The following is an 18,378-nucleotide window of genomic DNA, read 5'->3' on the forward strand; positions in this document are numbered from 1 at the left end:
GAGACACAGCGGAGATGACCTTTCACGTCGATTCCGAGGTCGGGCGCCTGCGCCAGGTGCTCCTGCACCGGCCGGACCTGGCGCTCAAGCGGCTGACCCCGTCCAACAAGGACGCGTTCCTCTTCGACGACGTGCTGTGGGCCAAGCGCGCGATGGAGGAGCACGAGGAGTTCCAGCGGGTGCTGACCGACCGCGGGGTCAAGGTCCATCTGCTGGCCGACCTGCTCAGGGAGACCGTCGAGATCCCGGAGGCGCGCAAGCACATCATGGACGCGGTCATCGACGAGCGCTGGCTCGGTCCCGGGGCCATCGACGACGTGCGCAACGTCCTCGACAGCATGGACTCGGCGACGCTGCAGCTCTACCTGACCGGCGGCGTCACCAAACGCGAGCTGGTCGAGATGGGCTGCGACCCCGACTCTGTGACCTTCCACACCACCGGCGAGCACGACTTCATCCTGCCGCCGCTGCCCAACCACCTCTTCACCCGCGACACGTCCTGCTGGATCTACGACGGCGTGTCGATCAACGCGATGAAGAAGAAGGCCCGCATGCGCGAGACGGTCAACATGGAGGCCGTCTACATGTACCACCCGACGTTCGCCGACGGCTTCGGCCGGCCCGAGAGGGGCGGCTTCCACTGCTGGATGCCGGGGCAGTCGGTGGCGCCGGCCACCATGGAGGGCGGCGACGTGCTGGTCATCGGCCGGGGCGCGGTGCTGGTCGGCATGAGCGAGCGCACCCAGCCGCAGGCGGTCGAGATGCTGGCGCAGCGGCTGTTCGCCGCCGGCTCTGCGCGGCGCATCGTGGCGCTGGACATGCCGAAGGCGCGGGCGTTCATGCATCTCGACACCGTGATGACGATGCTCGACGTTGGCGTGTTCACCAAGTACGCGGGCCTCGGGATGCTGCCCGCGTACACCATCGAGCCCGGCGAGACGCGCAAGGAGCTCAAGGTCACCGATCACCCGCCCGAGCACATGCACAAGGCCATCGCCCACGCGCTCGACCTGGACGACATCAAAGTGCTGACCCCCACGCAGGACGTCCGCGCCGCCGAGCGGGAGCAGTGGGACGACGGCTGCAACGGGCTGGCGCTGGAGCCCGGCGTGGTCGTCGCCTACGAGCGCAACACGACCACGAACAACTACCTGCGCGACAACGGCATCGAGGTCATCACGATCAGGGGCAGCGAGCTCGGCAGGGGGCGCGGCGGCCCGCGCTGCATGAGCTGCCCGCTCGAGCGCGACGCGGCATGAGGGGGTAGGCGGATGCGGGTCATCGTCGCGCTGGGCGGCAACGCGGTGCTCAAACGCGGCCAGGCGCCGGACGCGGACGTCCAGCAGGCCAACATCCGGGCGGCCGTCAAGACGCTCGCCCGGCTGGCACTCGAGCACGAGCTGGTCATCACCCACGGGAACGGCCCGCAGGTCGGCCTGCTGGCCGTGGAGAGCGCCGCGGACCCGAGCCTGACCAGGCCGTACCCGTTCGACACGCTCGGCGCGCAGACCCAGGGGATGATCGGCTACTGGATGCAGCAGGCCCTGCAGAACGCGCTGCCCGGCCGGCAGGTGCTGGCCATGGTCACGCAGACGCTGGTGACGGCCGTCGATCCCGCCTTCGAGCACCCGGCCAAGTTCATCGGGCAGGTCTACACGCAGGAGGAGGCGGAGAAGCTGGCCGCCGAGTACGGCTGGACGGTCAGGCAGGACGGCTCCCACTGGCGGCGCGTCGTCCCCTCGCCCGTTCCCCGCCGCATCGTCGAGACCCGGCTGATCCGCACGATGATCCGCGAGGGCGTGGTCGTGATCTGCGCGGGCGGCGGCGGCATCCCGGTCGTCCGCGACGAGCGCGGCAGGCTGACCGGCGTGGAGGCGGTCGTCGACAAGGACCTCACCACCTCGATGCTGGCCGAGGCGCTCGACTGCGACGCGTTCCTGAGCCTCACCGACGTGCCGCGCGTCATGCGCGGCTTCGGCACGCCGCACCAGAGCGAGATCGCCCACACCACGCCGCACGAGCTGCGCGCCCTGGAGTTCCCCGCCGGGTCGATGGGGCCGAAGGTGGAGGCGGCCTGCCGGTTCGTGGAGACGACCGGCGACATGGCCGCGATCGGACGGCTCGACCAGGCCGAGCGCATACTCGACGGCTCGGCGGGAACGATCGTGACACCCAACGGCAGCTGGCCGCTGACGAGCACGCTGTAGGGGGTTTCCGGTGACGCTGGCCCGACGGCTCTTCCGAACCAAGCCCGCCGAGCGCATCGTCGCGGAGGGCGGTCACGGGGAGGGCGGCGAGCTGCGGCGGACCATGTCGCTGTGGCAGCTGACGCTCTTCAGCGTCGGCGCCACGCTCGGCACCGGCATCTTCGTCATCCTGGGGCAGGCGGTGCCCAAGGCGGGGCCGGCGGTGGTGCTGTCGTTCGTGCTGGCGGCGATCACGGCGCTGTTCTCGGCCCTGTCGTACGCCGAGCTGGCCGGGACGATCCCGGTGTCCGGCTCGTCCTACTCCTACGCGTACGCGACGCTGGGCGAGCTGGTGGCCTGGGTCTGCGGCTGGTGCCTCATGCTGGAGTACGCCGTCTCCGTGGCGGCCGTGGCCGTCGGCTGGGGCGAATACCTGAACGCGTTCCTGCGGGCCCTGTTCGGCTTCACGCTGCCCGAGGCGGTCACTCGCTCCCCCGGCCAGGGCGGCGGCGTGGTCAACGTCACCGCGATCGTCATCGTCCTGCTCGCCACGTGGCTGCTGCTGTACGGGGCCTCCGAGAGCGCCACGGCGAACGCGATCTTCGTGGTGATCAAGGTCGTGGTGCTGCTCTTCTTCTGCGCGGTGGCGTTCACGGCCTTCCAGGCCCGCAACTTCGCGCCGTTCGCCCCCATGGGGGTGGCCGGGATCACGGCGGCGGCCTCGCAGGTGTTCTTCTCCTACATCGGTTTCGACGCCGCCTCGACCGCCGGCGAGGAGGCCAGGAACCCCAGGCGCGACCTGCCCCTCGCGATCATCCTGTCACTGGCCGTCGTGACGGCCGTCTACGTGCTCGTGGCCGTGGCGGCCATCGGCGCGATGCCGTGGACGGACTTCGACCCGGACAGGACCGAGGCCGGCCTCTCCCACATCGCCGACCTGGCCGCCGGGGCGTCCTGGCCGGGCCTGATCGTCTCGTTCGGCGCGGTGATCGCCATCGCCAGCGTCGTGCTCACGGTCATCTACGGCCAGACCCGCATCCTGTTCGCGATGTCCCGCGACGGGCTCATCCCGCGGATCTTCCAGCGGGTGGACATGCGCCACCAGGTCCCCGTCGCCAACACCCTCATCGTCGCCGCGTTCATCTCCGTGCTGGCGGGGCTGGTGCCGCTCGGCCAGCTCGCCGAGGCCACCAGCATCGGCACCCTGTTCGCCTTCGCCATCGTGAACGTCGGCGTGCTGGTCCTGCGCTACCGCAGCCCCGAACTGCCACGCGGCTTCCGCGCGCCGCTGTTCCCCGCCACGCCGGTGCTCGGCGCGATCTTGTGCGTCGTCGTGATGGCGGGCCTGGCCGGGGCCACCTGGGTGGCGTTCGGGCTGTGGATGCTCGCGGGTCTGATCTGCTACTTCCTGTACGGCTACGGCCATTCGCGGCTGAATGCCGAGGTGACCTGAATGAAGCTCCACGACGTGCTGGCCGGCTACATGCCGGAGCCCAGGGGCCTGGACGGGCTGGCATTGGCCGTGCTGCTCAAGCGGCAGGCGCACGGGCGCCTGACGGTGGCGTTCGTGCAGCCGCCCGCGTGGTCCACGCCCGGGCCGGCCAAGGCCGAGGAGAGCGCGTGGCGGGCGTACCTGATGGAGCAGGCCGACGCGACGCTCTGGCAGGCGCGCCAGCTGGCGGGCGAGGAGGCCGACTACGTGGTCCACACGCACAAAGGCAGCGGACGCGGGCTGGTGGAGCTGGCACGCAAGCGCGGCGCCGACGTCGTGGTGATCGGCTCGGCCCCCGGCGGCCGCAAGGGCCGCATCGCCCTGGGCAGCACCGCCGACCAGCTCCTGCACTCGTCCTCCGTCCCCGTGCTGCTCGCCCCCCACGGCTACGCCGACAAGCCCCCCGCCGCCCTCGAACGCCTCACCGTCGCCTACCGCCGCGGCCCCGGCTGCGACGCGGCGGTCAAGGACGCCGCGGCGACGGCCGGGTCCTTGGGCATCCCGCTGCGGCTGGTCACGCTGGTGATCAGCAGCGGCAGGCCCGCCAAGGTCGAGGAGGAGATGCTCATGCGCCTGCGCGACGAGGCCGCCTCGAACCTGCGGGCGGCGGCCCACGGGCGGCCACAGGTGGTGGAGGTGGAGGTGCTGGAGGGCCCCAACGTCGCGCAAGCCCTCGGTGCGACCTCGTGGCTCCCCGGTGAGATGATCATATGCGCTTCGAGCGCCACCGGGCCACTCAGGCGGGTCTTCCTCGGCGACACCTCGATCAAGATCGTACGGGCTGCGACCTGTCCTGTCATGATTCTCACACGCGAGAAGTGACGAGGCGAAATTCCTCGTCAAACTATGACGAAGTACTGTTACAAATGGGACAGCAGGTGCGTTTGTGGCGTTCTCTACCGGACCGGATTCGGCATCTTTTTTCCAATCAGCTTGACCTTAGGCGTCCGCCCCTTTACCGTCACTGTCCGTAACCACACCTCGCGGCGTTCCGGGTTAAACCCGGGGCCACGGCTACCGTTGGTGCCTAGCTCGGCACCAGACCCCCCGGTGGCTAGGGCATACGCCGCAAGGGAGCACAATCTACTGAGAGCGATACATACGAGAGCCGGGGGGCCACACAATGCCGTCTGAGTACGCAAAGTCGCTGGGTGCACGACTGCGCGCCATCCGCACCCAGCAGGGCCTGTCCCTGCACGGGGTCGAGGAGAAGTCGCGCGGCAGGTGGAAAGCCGTAGTCGTGGGCTCCTATGAGCGTGGCGACCGAGCGGTGACCGTGCAGAAGCTTGCCGAGCTTGCCGATTTCTACGGGGTGCCCGTATCCGAGCTGCTGCCGGGCGGTGCCGCGCCCAGCCCGCTCGGTCCGACGCCCAAGCTTGTGATCGACCTGGAGCGCCTGGCGGCGCTGCCCAAGGAGAAGGCGGGGGCACTGGCCCGCTACGCCGCCACGATCCAGAGCCAGCGCGGTGACTACAACGGCAAGGTGCTGTCGATCCGCCAGGAGGACCTGCGCTCCCTGGCCGTGATCTATGACAAGTCGCCGAGCGAGCTGACCGAGGAGCTCATCAGCTGGGGCGTCCTCGACGCCGAGGCGCGCCGCGCCGTCGAGTCGTTCTAGCCGGTCTCGACCTGGAGGCAGGTCGTCCACCTGAGGGCTCGCCGCCGCACCGGCGAGCCCACCGGCTCCTCGCACCGGGGACGACCTGCCTCGCGTTTCTTCCCGGGGCCGAGCTCGGCGCACACCGCCGTGATCTCCGACCCTTCGATGTGTGATGAAGATCACCTTCGCCGTCGGCACGCCCGACCGGCCGCCTCGCGCGTAGCATCCGGGCCTCGTCTCGAGCGCGAACCTCGACGGGCATGGGATCGCACCGCACGCACACTCGGCACCCTTGGCCGGTGCCGCACTCCAAGCCCGGCGCACAGTGGCGTTCCTGCGGGGCCGCCATGCCGCTCCGGGCGCCGTATTCCGGACAGCGGGCATCCACGAGGCGCGTCCCTGGCGCAGGCCGCTCGTCCCTGACGCAGGCCGCGCGAGGCGAGTGCTCGGCTCAGACGCGGGCAAGCGTTCGCGGGCGGTCCGCGTTCGGCTCCCGAGCCCACGCGACGGGAGCACGCGCGGCCCAGGCCGAAGACCGCCGTGCCGGGTCGGCGAGCCGTGCCCCTGAGCGTGACAGGCAGGCGCTCAGCCCGCCAGGGGGACGTCCACCGGTAGCTGGGGCTGGGAGGGGACGCCCAGGAGGTCTTCCACCGTGGAGACGAAGGTCTCCGCCTCGGCCAGGAGCTCGTCGGCGTCGGCCGCGCTGACCTTGCTGACCATGCCCGCCTCGGCGGCGGCGCGCTTGGCGGCGCTCACCGAGAAGTAGGCCGCCCACTCGGCCAGGTGCGGCTCGGCCTCCGGCAGCAGGTCCCAGGCGCTGCGCAGGCGGCGCCTGCGGCCCTCCATGGGACGGGGACGGGCGGCCAGCATCGCCGCCGCCGCGCGAAGGGCTGCCAGGTGGGCCGCCACATATCGGGATGCCGGAGTGCGGGCGCCGGCCGCCTCCGCCAGGCAGGAACGTGAATCGGTCAAGTGTGCCCGAACCGCAGGCGACAGCCGGGGCCCGGGCGTGTCTCTAGGCCGTGGTGCCATCTTGCGCGCCTCCTTGGAGTCGTGGGCGGCTGCCGGCGTCCAGCCGGTGGAGCCAACACTTGCAGACCCCACTGACATTTCTGCCGGGCTGGCCGGACGAGGAGCTTCCCCTCTCCCCGTCCGGCCAGGACACGCCCACTCGTCTCCGCCGACGACGAGGACGCGCCCTTCGCCCGTGGAGCCTGGCCGCGGGTATCGCTTGGGGAAGCGAACGGCCCGCGACCAGGTCCTTGTGACGCTGAGCCGCGAGCCTCACCGTCACTAGGTCGAACATAATTTCGATCACGCTCGGTGTCAACCGATTCCACGAACACAGGTTCGACGTGTCGCGGCCCGCAGGAAGAAAAAGGCCGTCACCGCAGGAGAACGAGATGCGGCGACGGCCCTCGGGCCGTTCGGGTGCGTCAGACGCAGGTCAGGCGATGGAGATGGCCCCCGACGGGCACAAGGTCACGGCGCGGCGGACGCCGTCCTCCAGCTTCTCCGGCGGCACCTTCTGCAGGAGCACCACCGTGCCCTCGTCCTCGCTCTGGTCGAACACCTCCGGCACGGTCAGCGCGCACATGCCGGCGCCGATGCACACCGTCGTATCTGCCTTGATTTCCATGATTACCTACCAAGTGACTGGGAGGCGGTGCACCCCATAGATGCCCATATCGGAGCGCATCGGCACCTCCTCGGGTTTTACGGCCAAGCGTAGACCTGGGAAGCGGCGCAGCAGTGCGGGATACGCGATGCGCATCTCGGAGCGCGCCAGCTGCTGCCCCAGGCATTGGTGGATGCCGTGGCCGAAGGTCAGGTGCCCGCTCGCGGGCCTGGTGACGTCGAGCTGCTCCCCGTCGGGGAAGCGGGCCGGGTCGCGGTTGACGGCGGGCAGGTGGAGGGCGACGGTCTCGCCCGCCTTGATGAGATTGCCCTCGATCTCGACGTCCTCCAGCGCGGTACGGACCGGTCCGACGTGGATGATCGTGAGGTAGCGCAGCAGCTCCTCGACGCCGTTGTCCACCACTGACGGGTCGTCGCGCATGGCGGCGAGCTGGCCGGGGTTCGTGAGCAGCGCGTACGTCCCGAGCCCCAGCATGTTGGCGGTCGTCTCGTGCCCGGCCACCAGCAGCAGGAACGAGACCCCGGTGAGCTCCTCGTCGTTCAGCTCCCCGCCCTCGATGAGCCCGCTGAGCAGGTCGTCGGACGGCTCCTCGCGCTTGCGCTGGATCAGCCCGTACATGTATGCCATGACCCGGCCGAGCGCGGCGATCGCCTCCTCGGCCTTGGTCTCCAGGTTGAGCAGGAGCTTGGAGTCCTCCTGGAACTGCGTACGGTCCGCGTACGGCACCCCGAGCAGCTCGCAGATCACCAGCGACGGGATCGGCAGCGCGAACATCTCCACGAGGTCCACGGGACCGCCGGCGGCGGCCATGTCGTCCAGGCGGGCGTTGACGATCTCCTCGATCCTGGTCTCGAGCACCTTCATCCTGCGCACGGTGAACTGCCCGGTGAGCAGCTTGCGGTAACGCGTGTGGTCGGGCGGGTCCATTTGCAGGAAGACGCCGGCCGGCGGCTTCCCCTCCCGCCGCATCTTCGCCCGTTCCACCTGGCTCGGGAGCGGCGGATGCGCGAGCTCTTGACGGTTGCTGAAGTGCGGGTGCGCCAGGATGGCGCGGGCCGCCGAGTAGCGGGTCACCAGCCACCCGCGGTGGCCGTCGGGGTACGTCATGCGGTGCATGGCCCCCTGTTGTCGCAGCTCAGTGGCTTCGTCGGGCGGGTCGAACGGGCGCCGGCGGGCCATGGGAAACGTGACGTCGGACATGCTGCGGCTCCTTTCCGAGTGCGACTCCATAAAACCCCGCTCAATGCAAAATTGCAATCCATGCAAATAGTCAACGCTTGCAGTACAGTTCTGGACATGATGGAAAGCGGTGGCGTGGGACTGCGGGAGCGCAAGAAGCAGCGCACGCGCCGGGCACTGGTCGAGGCCGCGCTCCGGCTGTTCGACGAGAAGGGCTACGAGGAGACCACGCTCGCGGAGATCGCCGCGGCGGCCGATGTGTCGACGCGCACGTTCTTCAGCTACTTCGCCAGTAAGGAAGACGTGGTCTTCTACGACTCCGAGGGCCGGATGGAGCAGGCGGTCGCCGTGCTGGCAGACAGGCAGCCGGAGGAGTCACCGGCCGACGTGCTGCGCAGGATCGTGGAAGAGAGCCTGGAGTGGCTGACCACGTACGAGGAGTTCACGTTCGAGGACGCGGGGCTGCGGCTGCGGCTCGTCCTGAAGGAGCCCGCGTTGCAGGCGCGGGCGCTGATGATGCTGTTCGAGAACCAGGCCAGGCTGGCGCGGGCGCTGCACGCGGCATACCCGGACAAGCTGGACCCGGTGGAGGCGGCCGCCGCGGTGGGCGCGGTGTTCGGCGCGGTCAAACTGGCGATCCTCACGAACATGGACACCGACCGATCCGTGGAGGAGATGTGGGCCACGGCGCGGCGCGCGGCCGAGATCACGCTGTCCGGTCTGTGCTCGCTCGGTTAGCCCCGGGACGGCGCCGTCTGGGAAGCTGTCCGGAGCGGAGGAGGGAGCCGGATGGCGGGCAGAAGGTGGCCGGTCGCTCTCGGCCTGCTGGTGCTGGGGCCGGTCCTGGCGGCGGCGTACGCGGGCGTCAACCTCGTGGCCATCAAGGCGGCAGTGAAGGCGCAGATCACGAGCCCCGCGTGGGCGGGCGGGCGGCTCGGTCCCGACGGGATGACGGCGCTGGGCGCGGACACCTGGCAGCTGGTCTGGTGGACCGCGCTGCTCGCGGGCGTCCTGGGCATGGCCTACGCCGTCATCGGCGTGCTCCTGCGGCGGCCCGGCCGGGGCCGCACCATGCTGTTCGTGTTGTCGGGCGTCCTGGTCGTGCCGTACGTCCTGGCGGTCGTCGTCGCCCTGCTCAACCCCGTCAGGTTGACGGCGCAGCTCTACCGCTCCCCCGACTTCGCCGGCGGCCTTCCCGCGTGGCAGGCGGGCACGGTCTTGATCCTGGTGGCCGCCGGGCTGGCACAGGCCGCCGGGCTGTTCCTGGCCGCCGCCGAGGGCAGGCGGGCGGCCGGTGCTCTTCGTGAAGCTCAGCCCTGAAGGCCGGACTTCACCTCCGCGACGATCACGTCCCGCGCCGGCCTGGGCGGGTCCACGAACGCGGACAGGTCGCCGCGCCGGCCTTCGAGCAACCCCGCGTTGATGTTGGAGAGTATCGAGACGGTGTGCCCCACCTGGTACGGCTCCATCGACGCGAGCAGCGGCCGCACCTCGCCCAGGGGAGCCGTACGGTACTCGACGGGCCGCCCGAGCACCTCGGCGAGCACGCCCGCGAGGTCGTGCCCGCCGACCGCGCTCACCCCTTCCAGTTCGTACGTCTTGCCGGCGTGACGGCGCGGCCCGCCCGCGGACAGGTCGTGCCACGCCTCGGCCGCCACGCGCACGGCGACGGCCGCCAGGTCGTCCCTGGCCACGACCGGCACCCGCCCGTCCCCGAGCGGCGCCGCGAACACCCCGCCGCCGGCCGCCCCCGCGGCCCCGGCGAGCGCCAGCCCAGCCGCGAGCTCGGCATACAGGCCGTTACGCAGCACGGTGACGTCGAAGGGCGCCTCGGCCAGCCGCGCCTCGGTCCACCGGTGCGCGAGGGCTATCGTGAGCCGCTCGCCGGAACCGGCCAGGCTCGTGTAGATCACGTGCTTGACGCCCGCGGCGGCGGCCGCCCGCACCACCGCGCCGTGCCGGGCCAGGACGACGTCGTCCTCGGCGTACCCGGCCGACACGAACACCAGCACGTCCACGCCGGCGAACGCCCCCTCCAGCGTCTGCGGCCGGTCGAAGTCGGCCCGGCGAAGTGTCGTGCCATCCCCCGAACTGCTGGCCCCGGCCACCTCCAGCCCCTCCATGGCCCGCAGCCCGTCGAAGATCGAACCGCCCAGCGCCCCGGACACGCCCGTAACAAGAATCATCAGACACCCCTAATGTGGATCTGCCACATGAACAGCACCAGCATGGGCGGGGTCCGGCACCCGGCATAAGGAGGCACTCTCATGTCAGTCGCGCACACGGAGGTAACTTCCCAGGCCGAGGGCCCGTGCGGGGACGATGACTGCGGGATCCGCGACGTGCTCGACCGCATCGGCGACAAGTGGACGGTGCTGGTGATGGTGGAGCTGGTCAAGGGGGTGCGGCGATTCAGGGAGCTGCAGCGGGCGGTTCCCGGCATCTCGCAACGGATGCTGACGTTGACCACGCGGCGGCTGTGCCGTGACGGGCTGGTCGAGCGGACCGCGTACGCGACGATCCCGCCGCAGGTCGAATACCGGCTGACGCCGATGGGCCGCAGCCTGGCGGAGGCCATCGAGCGGCTGGCCGACTGGTCGCGCGAGCACAAGGCCGCCATCGAGGACGCCCGCGAGCAGTGGGACGCCGCCCAGTAGGGCTTACCGGCAGTGCCTGCTCGACCAGGTCGTCCAGCCCATCTGGGCGCCGCCCCGGCCGGTCGCGGCCCAGCCCGGCGGCGGGACCGACCCGTACGGGACGACGGCGGTGCAGGCGCCCTCCGGGGGCCGCCCGTCGTAGAGCTCGAGCTCGGTCCACGACACCCGGTACGCCAGCGGCACCCACAGGTTCCACCTCACTCGCCGGTCCACCGCCACCCGCCCCGGGGGCGGCGCTGGCAGCCAGTCCGCACCGGACGGGCGCGCGGGCGCCTGTTCGGCGGTGAACGCGATGTCGATCAGCGCCAGCACGCCCACCACCACGAGCAGCCGGGCGCGCCCGGTGGCGAGGAAGGCGGCTCCGGTCAGGCAGGCCAGCATGATCAGGGCGGGCACGGAGGCGGAGACCAGGTCCAGCGAGTCGCGCACGCCGGTGAGGAAGATCACCTCGGGGAAGTCGAACGCGATGAAGCTGTAGCGCTCCAGGCGGTCCCCCGCGTACCAGGCGGCCGCTCCGCCGGTCACCGCCGTCAGCCCGGCGGCGGACAGCGCGTGCCGCACGACGCCCAGGCGCCCGCCCTTCAGCAACACGAGCAGCCCGGCCAGGGTCCAGGCCACCGCGACGCAGGCCAGGTAGCGGCCGTAGACGTAGTTGCCGACGCGGTGCTCGTCCGGCAGGGCGGCTGAGGAGGCGTACGCGATGGCCAGGGTCGCGAGCAGCAGGGCGCCGGCCAGGACGCGGTGCTGGAGCGGAGCGGACCGCCGTACCAGGAGGGCCGCCGCTCCCGCCAGGCCGATCCCCGCGAGCCCCCAGGTGCCGACGATGAGGTACCAGAGCTGACCGGCGGCTCCCGACAGAGCCCATGCCTGCCCCTCGAGGCTCGTGAGCCTGGACAGGAGCAGCCCGGACAGGTCACGGGTCCCGCCCGGGTACAACGCGGCGGCCAGCGCCCCGTTGAGCGCCTTTCCCGCCGCCGCCACCGCGCCCGCGCTCACCAGCGCGGCGACCGCCGGCATCATCGCCTTCCGGCGTGACGGCACCATGTCCCGGCGGAACGACACCACCACCATGATCAGCACGCACACCGCCAGGACGACCGTCCCCCGCAGGTGCGCCGCCATCGCGAACGCCGACAGCGCGCCCGCCGCCGCCCCGGCCCGCACCGACCCGTACGCGACCAGGTCGTGCACCGCGACCAGCCAGGCCAGCACCAGCGTGGGCAGGATCGCATCGGTCAGCGCCAGCCCGGAGAACACCAGCAGTGCCGGCGAAAGCCCCGCCACGAACGCCGAGATCAGCGCCGCCCGCCCGCCCAGGCCCATCCGCCGCAGCAGCAGGTAACCGAGCGGGTAGGCGGTCGCCGCCGCCATCGACCCCACCACGACCACCAGGCGGTACGCCAGGACCGGGTCGGAGGTGAGCCAGAAGATCGGGACCAGCAGCGCCGGGTACGCGCCCTGGTAGAAGGTCGAGCCGGTCAGGTCGCCGCCCGGCCCGCCCGCCAGCCAGCGGGCCGCGAGGAGGTACCCGGTCTCGTCCGGGTTGGCCACCGGTCCGGTGTGGTACCGGTACAACCACAGCCGCAGCCCCACGTGCGCGACCCACCCGGCCGCCAGCACCCACCACAGCCGGGACCGCCCCTCGCGCCGCCCTGCCACGCGTGCGGGCGCGGGCGCCATGAACGTCGTCGTCATGAACTCCCCCCAAAAAAGGTCAGGAGGGAGTCCAGCAAAGGGCCCATAACGGCCCCGTCACGGTATTTGGTTATGTGCGCGTTATGCCGCCAAGGCCCCCGTCACGCCCGGCCGGGCGTGACGGGGAACGCAGGAGGTCCGGCCCGCCTCAGGCGCGGCTGAACTTGCCCCGGACGTGCACGGGCACACCCTTGCCCAGCATCCCGGGCAGGACCCCGGCCACGTTCATCGGCATGCGCACGCACCCGTGCGAAGCCGGATACAGCGGCACCGACAGCGCCCCGTGGAAGGCGATGCCGCCGTTGAAGAAGATCGGGTTGTAGAGTTGGCCCAGGTACGACCGGTGCCACCCGCGAGCGCGCCACGTCGTCTTATAGTCGCCCGTCGGCGTCCTGGCCGAGCCGCAGAACCGCTGCCGCTTGCCCTGCCAGGTGGCGGTCTCGCAGTAGGGGACGCCGCTGCCCGAGGAGATGTGGGTGATCAGCTTCACCTGGCCGCCGACGTACAGGACCATGATCTGCTTGGTCAGGTTGACCTCGGCCCGCGTCGGCTTGCCGTTCCTGACCAGGACCTTGGGCGACTTCGGTGCCTCGAGGGCGTCCCACGTGCGCTTGGCGACGGTGCTGGACGGCTTGATGCCGTTCACCTTCTGGAACGCCCACACGGCCGTCAGCGTCGACCCGCCATACCTGCCGTCGGCCTTGCCGGGGCGGTAGCCGAGCTGGGCCAGGCGGCTCTGCAGCCAGCGGACCGCCTTGCCCTTGGCGCCGAGCTTGAGCGTCTTGCGCGGCGCGACGACCGTGGCGGTGGGGCCGGATTGCGCGCCCGCCGCGAGATGCGTGACGACCGGGGGCACCGCTGTCAAGGCCGGTGACGCCGCCGTCGAATGTCGCGGCGCCTGAGTTCCGCAGCCCGAGAGTGCGACGGCGCCAGCCGTCAGAAGAGCAGCCACTCCGGGCAGCCGTCGAGCCCCCACTCGTACCACCTCTCATACCATTATTGAACAGATCATCGGACCCTACACCACTCACCATGAACCGGTAATGAAGCGGTCAACTGTTTAGAGTGTCTCCATGTCTGAGAAGTTGCCGCCGAATGCCGTCGTCGTTCAATCCGCGCTGCGTGAGCTGGGAGCGGGCGGCGAGATCGTCGTACTGCCCGAGAAGGCCCCCACGGCCGCGACCGCCGCGGCCCAGCTCGGGTGCGAGGTCGGCGCCATCGCCAACAGCCTGATCTTCGACGCGGACGGCGCGCCGCTGCTGGTGCTGACCAGCGGGGCGCACCGCGTGGACGTGGAGCTGATCGCCCGCACGGCGGGGGTGGGGAAGGTACGGCGGGCGACGCCGGAGTTCGTCAGGGCGGCGACCGGCCAGCCCATCGGCGGCGTGGCCCCGGTCGGGCACCCGGCGCCCGTGCGGACCCTGGTGGACAACTGGCTCGGCAAGCATGAGGTGGTGTGGGCGGCCGGAGGGCATCCGCTGACCGTGTTCCCGACGACGTTTGACGAGCTCGTGCGGATCACCGGGGGCACAGCGGTGGACGTCGAGTAGTGTGCGACGGGTGATCGAGTTTCGCGGGGCGGGTCCGGCCGAGTTCACGGAGCGGCTGGAGACGGTGATCGACATTTACACGGCTGCCATGAACCCGCCCGCGGACCAAATCAACGGCCGCAAGGCCATCATGCGAAATCACGCGACATATCCCCATTTTCAGTGTTATTTCGCAGAATTGCGGGATTCGTCCGTTTCTAGCCCTCGCACCGTCGGCTTCGCGTACGGCTTCCGCGGCGCGCCCGGGCAGTGGTGGCACGATGTGGTGCTCCGGGCCCTGACCGACCGTATCGGCCGGGAGGCCGCCAACGCCTGGCTGGGCTACGCGTTCGAGCTGGCCGAGATCCACGTCCACCCGGACTACCAGGGCAAGGGCATCGGCCGCGCCATGATCCGCACGCTCTGCGCCGGCCGCCCAGAGCGCTCGGCCGTGCTGTCCACCCATGACCAGCCCACCGCCGCCCGCCGCCTCTACGCCAGCATGGGCTTCACGGACCTCCTCACGAGGTTCGTGTTCCCGGGCGGCCACGAGGACTACGCCATCATGGGCCGCCGCCTGCCCTTGACCTGACCGCGGCCACTGAGGGAGACGTGACTGCTGGGTTTGTTTGGGCATGGGTTGGGGCACCATCCATTACGTAAGGTATCCGCCCCTTTACCCACCGTCTGCTGTCCCCTGCCCGTCACCCGCCCGGTCCCCCTGCGGGCGGGTGGCGGGCCACCCCACCCTCAGTGCGACGGTGCGACCCATCCGACGCGCCCCACCCAGCGCGCGGACCACCCCCGCCGCCCAGCCTCCCGCCATGCGGGTCCCCTCCGGCACCGGTGCGGCGGGACGGTGGCCGCGAAGCCCGGCGCAATCTGTGCGGCGGTCAACCCCGTGCGAGTCGGCGGGCGTCTCCCGGAAGCGCCCAGCCACATGCGGCGGACGCGCCGAGCGGTCGGCGAAAGTAGCGGATTTGTGCACTTACGGCGCCCACGTCTACCGGTCGCCGCAAGTGGCGCGGTGCGCACGTACGGCGAGTGTCGCCGCCGTCACCCTCAAGCGGAAAGAGCCACCCGCTCAAGGCGCTGGAAGACCTCACGCGAGGCGCTGGAGCGGTTGAACGTGATGAAGTGGATGCCCGGCGCGCCCTCGTCGAGCAGCCGCTGGCACAGCTCGGCCCCGTGGTCGATGCCGAGCCGCCGCACCGCCGCCGGGTCGTCCGCGACCGCCTCGAAGCGGGCCGCCACCTCCGGCGGGAACGGCGCCCCCGACAGCTGCTCCGACCGCGCGATCGTGCTCATCTGCGTCACCGGCATGATGCACGGGATGATCGGCGTCTCGCACCCTCTGGCCGCCACCCGGTCGCGCAGCCGCAGATAGTCCTCCGCCCGGAAGAACATCTGCGTGATCGCGTAGTCGGCCCCCGCCTGACACTTGCGCACGAAGAATTCGGTGTCGGACTCGATGGACGGCGAGCGCGGGTGCTTGTACGGGAAGGCGGCGACGCCGACGCAGAAGTCGCCCGCCTGCCTGATCAGCCGCACCAGCTCCTCGGCGTAGAGCACGCCGTCAGGGTGCTGCACCCACTCGGCCGTCGGGTCGCCAGGGGGGTCGCCGCGCACGGCCAGGATGTTGCGCACCCCGGCGTCGGCGAAGCGCCCCACCAGGTGGCGCAGCTCGCGGATCGAATGGTTGACCGCGGTGAAGTGCGCCACGGGCGTGAGCGTCGTGTCGTGGGCGATCCGCTCGACGATGCCGACAGTGCGGTCACGCGTGGAGCCGCCCGCGCCGTAGGTCACCGACACGAACGTCGGCCGCAGCGACTCCAGCTCCCTGATCGCCTTCCAGAGCTGCCGCGCTCCCTCGTCGGTCTTCGGCGGGAAGAACTCGAAGGAGAACGACCGGCCACCGGCGGCGAGCAGGTCGCGGACGGTGGGAACACGATCGGGCCGGATGGAGGGTCGACCAAGCGCCATGCCCCAAGGTTACAGGGCACCTCGCCGCCACAAGGTCACGGACTTGCTTCCTTAAGGGGCCGGCGCGCCACTCTAGGGGTCACAGCCATGTCACCTCCGGGGCCACCCGCCACACCTCTGGGACACCTGCGAATTCGAGTCCGGGCCCCCGGCCACTAGTCTCAAGGCATGACCACTGACGCCGCCGGCATGGACACCCTGCGCAAGCAGGTGGAGCGTGCCCTCGGAGAGTTCGTCGAACGGCAGTTGCCCGCCCCGGGCGATCCCGAGCTCGCGCCGCTGCGCACGGCCGCCGACGAGCTGCTGTCCGGCGGCAAGCGGCTGCGTCCGGCGTTCTGCTACTGGGGCTGGCGCGGCGCGGGCGGCACGGACGTGCCCGAGATCTTCACCGCCGCGGCCTCGCTGGAGCTGCTGCAGGCCAGCGCGCTGGTGCACGACGACGTGATGGACAAGAGCGACCTGCGCAGGGGGATGCCGTCCGCACACCGCCGTTTCCAGGCGCTGCACGAGAAGTCGGGCTGGCACGGCTCCGCGGAGCAGTTCGGCGAGGGCGCGGCGATCCTGCTGGGCAACCTGCTGCTGATCTGGTCGGGCGAGATGTGGCGCACCAGCGGCCTGCCGCCCGAGTCGCTGGCGGCGGCCCAGCCGGTGCACGACCACATGCGCACCGAGCTCATGTGCGGCCAGTACCTCGACCTGCTGGAGCAGGCGCACGGGGAGAACACGTTCGAGTCGGCGCTGCGGGTGGCGCTGTTCAAGAGCGGGAAATATTCGGTGGAGCAGCCGCTCAGGCTCGGGCTGGCGCTCGCCGCGGGCAAGCTCGCGCCGTGGATGGACGAGCTGTGCACGGCGTACGGCACGCAGGTCGGGATCGCCTTCCAGCTCCGGGACGACATCCTCGGGGTGTTCGGCGACCCGGCGCAGACGGGCAAGCCCGCCGGCGACGACCTGCGTGAGGGAAAGCGGACGATGCTCGTCGCCCGCACGCTGGCGGCCGCCTCCCCCGCCGACGCGGCGACCGTGCGGCGGCTCCTGGGGGATCCCGGGCTGGACGAGCACGGGGTGGACACGTTGCGGCGGATCATCGACGGCACCGGGGCGTTGCAGGAGTGCGAGGACCTGATCGGCGACTACCTGAGCAAGGCGTTGTCGGCGCTCGACGACGCCCCGGTGACCGCCGAGGCGCGTGCGGCGCTGGCTGAGCTGGCCATCGCCGCCACCTCCCGCAAGACCTGACACGCGCTCGGGTCGGGGCTGAGCGCGGACGCGCGCCCTCCAGGGACAGTACGCGGGGCGTGCGGAAAGCGTCCGCCACCACGCGGGCGCGCCGGTCGAGGGCCCGAGGCGCCCGCGGGGTGGCGGACGCCTCGGCGCGAGGTCGGCGGGACACGTGTGGCCGTGCCGGGGCGGCCTGCGGGGCTCAGCCGGAGGACAGGCGCTTGGCGAACTCCGCCGCGGCCGCCCCCGGGTCATCCGCGTCCGTGATCGCGCGTACGACCACCACCCGGCTCACCCCGTACGACATCACCTCGTCCAGGTTGGCGAGGTCGATGCCGCCGATCCCGAACCACGGCCGTGCGGTCTCCAGCGCGGCCGCGTGCCTGAGCAGCGGCGGGCCTGGGGCCGGGCGGCCGGGCTTGGTGGGCGTGGGCCAGATGGGGCCGCAGCAGAAGTAGTCGACGCCCGGCTCCACGGCCGCGGCGGAAGCCTCGGCGGCGGAGTGGGTGGACCGTCCGATGACGATGTCGTCGCCGAGTATCTCTCGCGCGACCGTCACAGGAAGGTCGTCCTGCCCCAGGTGGAGCACGTCGGGACGGGCGGCGTAGGCGATGTCCGCCCGGTCGTTGACGGCCAGCAGTTTGCCGTGCCGGTCGCAGGCGTCGCGGAAGACTTCGAGGAGCGCGAGTTCTTCGCGTGCCTCCAGGCCCTTCTCCCGCAGCTGGATGATGTCCACGCCGCCGGCCAGCACCGAATCGAGGAACTCTGCCAGGTCGCCGCGGTCGCGCCGGCCGTCGGTGCAGAGGTAGAGGCGCGCCTCAGAAAGCGAGGGCTTGGGCACGCCGCTTGACCTCGGTGTGACGGCCGGCCTTGATCGCCTCGATGGGCGACCCGGGCAGGGAGTCGTCAGGGGTGAAGAGCCAGCGCAGCGACTCGACATCGTCGTAGCCGGCGTCCTGCAACACGGTCAGTGTGCCGGGCAGGCCCTTCATCACGTCCTTTCCGTCGAGGAACACCGCAGGCACCTGCGGCCCGCCGCTGCCCCGGCGCACGCCGAGCAGCTTGTGGTCCTTGAGGAGTTGCTTGGCCCGCCCGATCGAAAGCTCCAGGCGCGAGGCCACTTCGGGGAGAGTGAGCCACTCGGCTACGAGCTGGTCGGTCTCCCGGTCGATCTGTGCAACAGAAAGCGTCACGAAACCA

20 protein-coding genes are annotated in these 18,378 nt (G+C 71.0%); 11 read left to right on the plus strand and 9 right to left on the minus strand.

Annotation, left to right across the window (positions count from 1 at the left end):
- The first annotated feature begins 14 nt into the window (after positions 1–14).
- The 5 genes from ACIBVN_RS11170 (at position 15) to ACIBVN_RS11190 (ending at position 5,296) form a co-directional block, all read left to right on the plus strand.
- Positions 15–1,259, plus strand: coding sequence for an arginine deiminase (locus ACIBVN_RS11170; protein WP_397135034.1), 1,245 nt, complete (start codon positions 15–17; stop codon positions 1,257–1,259).
- Positions 1,260–1,271: 12 nt separating this feature from the next.
- On the plus strand, positions 1,272–2,207 hold the full coding sequence (gene arcC, locus ACIBVN_RS11175; protein WP_397135036.1) for a carbamate kinase: 936 nt from the start codon (positions 1,272–1,274) through the stop codon (positions 2,205–2,207).
- 10 nt (positions 2,208–2,217) lie between these two features.
- Positions 2,218–3,639 carry an amino acid permease gene (locus ACIBVN_RS11180; RefSeq protein WP_397135038.1) on the plus strand — a complete coding sequence of 474 codons (1,422 nt, stop codon included), beginning with the start codon at positions 2,218–2,220 and terminating at the stop codon, positions 3,637–3,639.
- Positions 3,640–4,500: a universal stress protein gene (locus ACIBVN_RS11185; RefSeq protein WP_397135040.1), complete on the plus strand. Its 861-nt coding sequence runs from the start codon at positions 3,640–3,642 to the stop codon at positions 4,498–4,500. It begins immediately after the preceding gene.
- 301 nt (positions 4,501–4,801) lie between these two features.
- A complete protein-coding gene (locus ACIBVN_RS11190; RefSeq protein ID WP_055503136.1) occupies positions 4,802–5,296 on the plus strand; it encodes a transcriptional regulator in 495 nt (164 codons plus the stop codon).
- A 567-nt stretch (positions 5,297–5,863) separates the two neighbouring features.
- On the opposite strand, the gene ACIBVN_RS11195 is transcribed toward ACIBVN_RS11190, so the two are convergent.
- The 3 genes from ACIBVN_RS11195 to ACIBVN_RS11205 all read right to left on the minus strand — a co-directional run bounded on the left by ACIBVN_RS11195 (position 5,864) and on the right by ACIBVN_RS11205 (position 8,117).
- Positions 5,864–6,250 (minus strand): SAV_6107 family HEPN domain-containing protein, encoded by a 387-nt coding sequence (locus ACIBVN_RS11195; protein WP_349448033.1) that lies wholly within the window; start codon positions 6,248–6,250, stop codon positions 5,864–5,866.
- A 475-nt stretch (positions 6,251–6,725) separates the two neighbouring features.
- A complete protein-coding gene (locus ACIBVN_RS11200) occupies positions 6,726–6,917 on the minus strand; it encodes a ferredoxin (RefSeq protein WP_349448034.1) in 192 nt (63 codons plus the stop codon).
- A gap of 6 nt (positions 6,918–6,923) precedes the next feature.
- The gene (locus ACIBVN_RS11205) at positions 6,924–8,117 is read right to left on the minus strand and encodes a cytochrome P450 (RefSeq protein WP_397135043.1); all 1,194 of its coding nucleotides are present in this window, start codon (positions 8,115–8,117) and stop codon (positions 6,924–6,926) included.
- A 96-nt stretch (positions 8,118–8,213) separates the two neighbouring features.
- Here ACIBVN_RS11205 and ACIBVN_RS11210 point away from each other — a divergent pair, with 96 nt between their 5' ends.
- Together ACIBVN_RS11210 and ACIBVN_RS11215 are read left to right on the plus strand one after the other, a co-directional pair.
- Positions 8,214–8,834, plus strand: coding sequence for a TetR/AcrR family transcriptional regulator (locus ACIBVN_RS11210; protein ID WP_397135045.1), 621 nt, complete (start codon positions 8,214–8,216; stop codon positions 8,832–8,834).
- A gap of 51 nt (positions 8,835–8,885) precedes the next feature.
- Positions 8,886–9,416 carry a hypothetical protein gene (locus tag ACIBVN_RS11215; protein WP_397135047.1) on the plus strand — a complete coding sequence of 177 codons (531 nt, stop codon included), beginning with the start codon at positions 8,886–8,888 and terminating at the stop codon, positions 9,414–9,416.
- Here ACIBVN_RS11215 and ACIBVN_RS11220 read toward each other — a convergent pair.
- Positions 9,407–10,282, minus strand: a complete 876-nt coding sequence (locus ACIBVN_RS11220) for an NAD(P)H-binding protein (protein ID WP_397135049.1) — start codon at positions 10,280–10,282, stop codon at positions 9,407–9,409. The genes ACIBVN_RS11215 and ACIBVN_RS11220 overlap by 10 nt on opposite strands.
- 81 nt (positions 10,283–10,363) lie before the next feature.
- Between ACIBVN_RS11220 and ACIBVN_RS11225 the strand changes: the two genes are divergently transcribed.
- Positions 10,364–10,753, plus strand: a complete 390-nt coding sequence (locus ACIBVN_RS11225) for a winged helix-turn-helix transcriptional regulator (RefSeq protein ID WP_397135051.1) — start codon at positions 10,364–10,366, stop codon at positions 10,751–10,753.
- A 3-nt stretch (positions 10,754–10,756) separates the two neighbouring features.
- Here the strand turns inward: ACIBVN_RS11225 and ACIBVN_RS11230 are convergent, their stop codons facing one another.
- Complete coding sequence (locus ACIBVN_RS11230; protein ID WP_397135053.1) at positions 10,757–12,448, minus strand: hypothetical protein; 1,692 nt, start codon at positions 12,446–12,448, stop codon at positions 10,757–10,759.
- Positions 12,449–12,596: 148 nt separating this feature from the next.
- Complete coding sequence (locus ACIBVN_RS11235; RefSeq protein ID WP_397135317.1) at positions 12,597–13,304, minus strand: peptidoglycan-binding protein; 708 nt, start codon at positions 13,302–13,304, stop codon at positions 12,597–12,599.
- Between the two features lie 217 nt (positions 13,305–13,521).
- Here ACIBVN_RS11235 and ACIBVN_RS11240 point away from each other — a divergent pair, with 217 nt between their 5' ends.
- Both ACIBVN_RS11240 and ACIBVN_RS11245 read left to right on the plus strand, forming a co-directional pair.
- Complete coding sequence (locus ACIBVN_RS11240) at positions 13,522–13,998, plus strand: YbaK/EbsC family protein (protein WP_397135055.1); 477 nt, start codon at positions 13,522–13,524, stop codon at positions 13,996–13,998.
- Positions 13,999–14,008: 10 nt separating this feature from the next.
- The gene (locus ACIBVN_RS11245) at positions 14,009–14,569 is read left to right on the plus strand and encodes a GNAT family N-acetyltransferase (RefSeq protein WP_397135057.1); all 561 of its coding nucleotides are present in this window, start codon (positions 14,009–14,011) and stop codon (positions 14,567–14,569) included.
- A 470-nt stretch (positions 14,570–15,039) separates the two neighbouring features.
- On the opposite strand, the gene metF is transcribed toward ACIBVN_RS11245, so the two are convergent.
- Positions 15,040–15,960, minus strand: a complete 921-nt coding sequence (gene metF / locus ACIBVN_RS11250) for a methylenetetrahydrofolate reductase [NAD(P)H] (protein WP_397135059.1) — start codon at positions 15,958–15,960, stop codon at positions 15,040–15,042.
- 168 nt (positions 15,961–16,128) lie between these two features.
- On the opposite strand from metF, the gene ACIBVN_RS11255 reads away from it, so the two are divergent.
- Positions 16,129–17,196 carry a polyprenyl synthetase family protein gene (locus ACIBVN_RS11255; RefSeq protein WP_397135061.1) on the plus strand — a complete coding sequence of 356 codons (1,068 nt, stop codon included), beginning with the start codon at positions 16,129–16,131 and terminating at the stop codon, positions 17,194–17,196.
- Positions 17,197–17,380: 184 nt separating this feature from the next.
- On the opposite strand, the gene thiE is transcribed toward ACIBVN_RS11255, so the two are convergent.
- Positions 17,381–18,019, minus strand: coding sequence for a thiamine phosphate synthase (thiE, locus tag ACIBVN_RS11260; protein ID WP_397135063.1), 639 nt, complete (start codon positions 18,017–18,019; stop codon positions 17,381–17,383).
- Positions 17,997–18,371, minus strand: coding sequence for an Rv2175c family DNA-binding protein (locus ACIBVN_RS11265; protein ID WP_397135065.1), 375 nt, complete (start codon positions 18,369–18,371; stop codon positions 17,997–17,999). Before ACIBVN_RS11265 ends, thiE begins: the two co-directional genes overlap by 23 nt.
- Positions 18,372–18,378 lie beyond the last annotated feature (7 nt).

Origin of the sequence: Nonomuraea sp. NPDC049400, from assembly GCF_044466425.1 — a bacterium.
In the GTDB taxonomy this organism is placed as follows: Bacteria; Actinomycetota; Actinomycetes; order Streptosporangiales; family Streptosporangiaceae; genus Nonomuraea.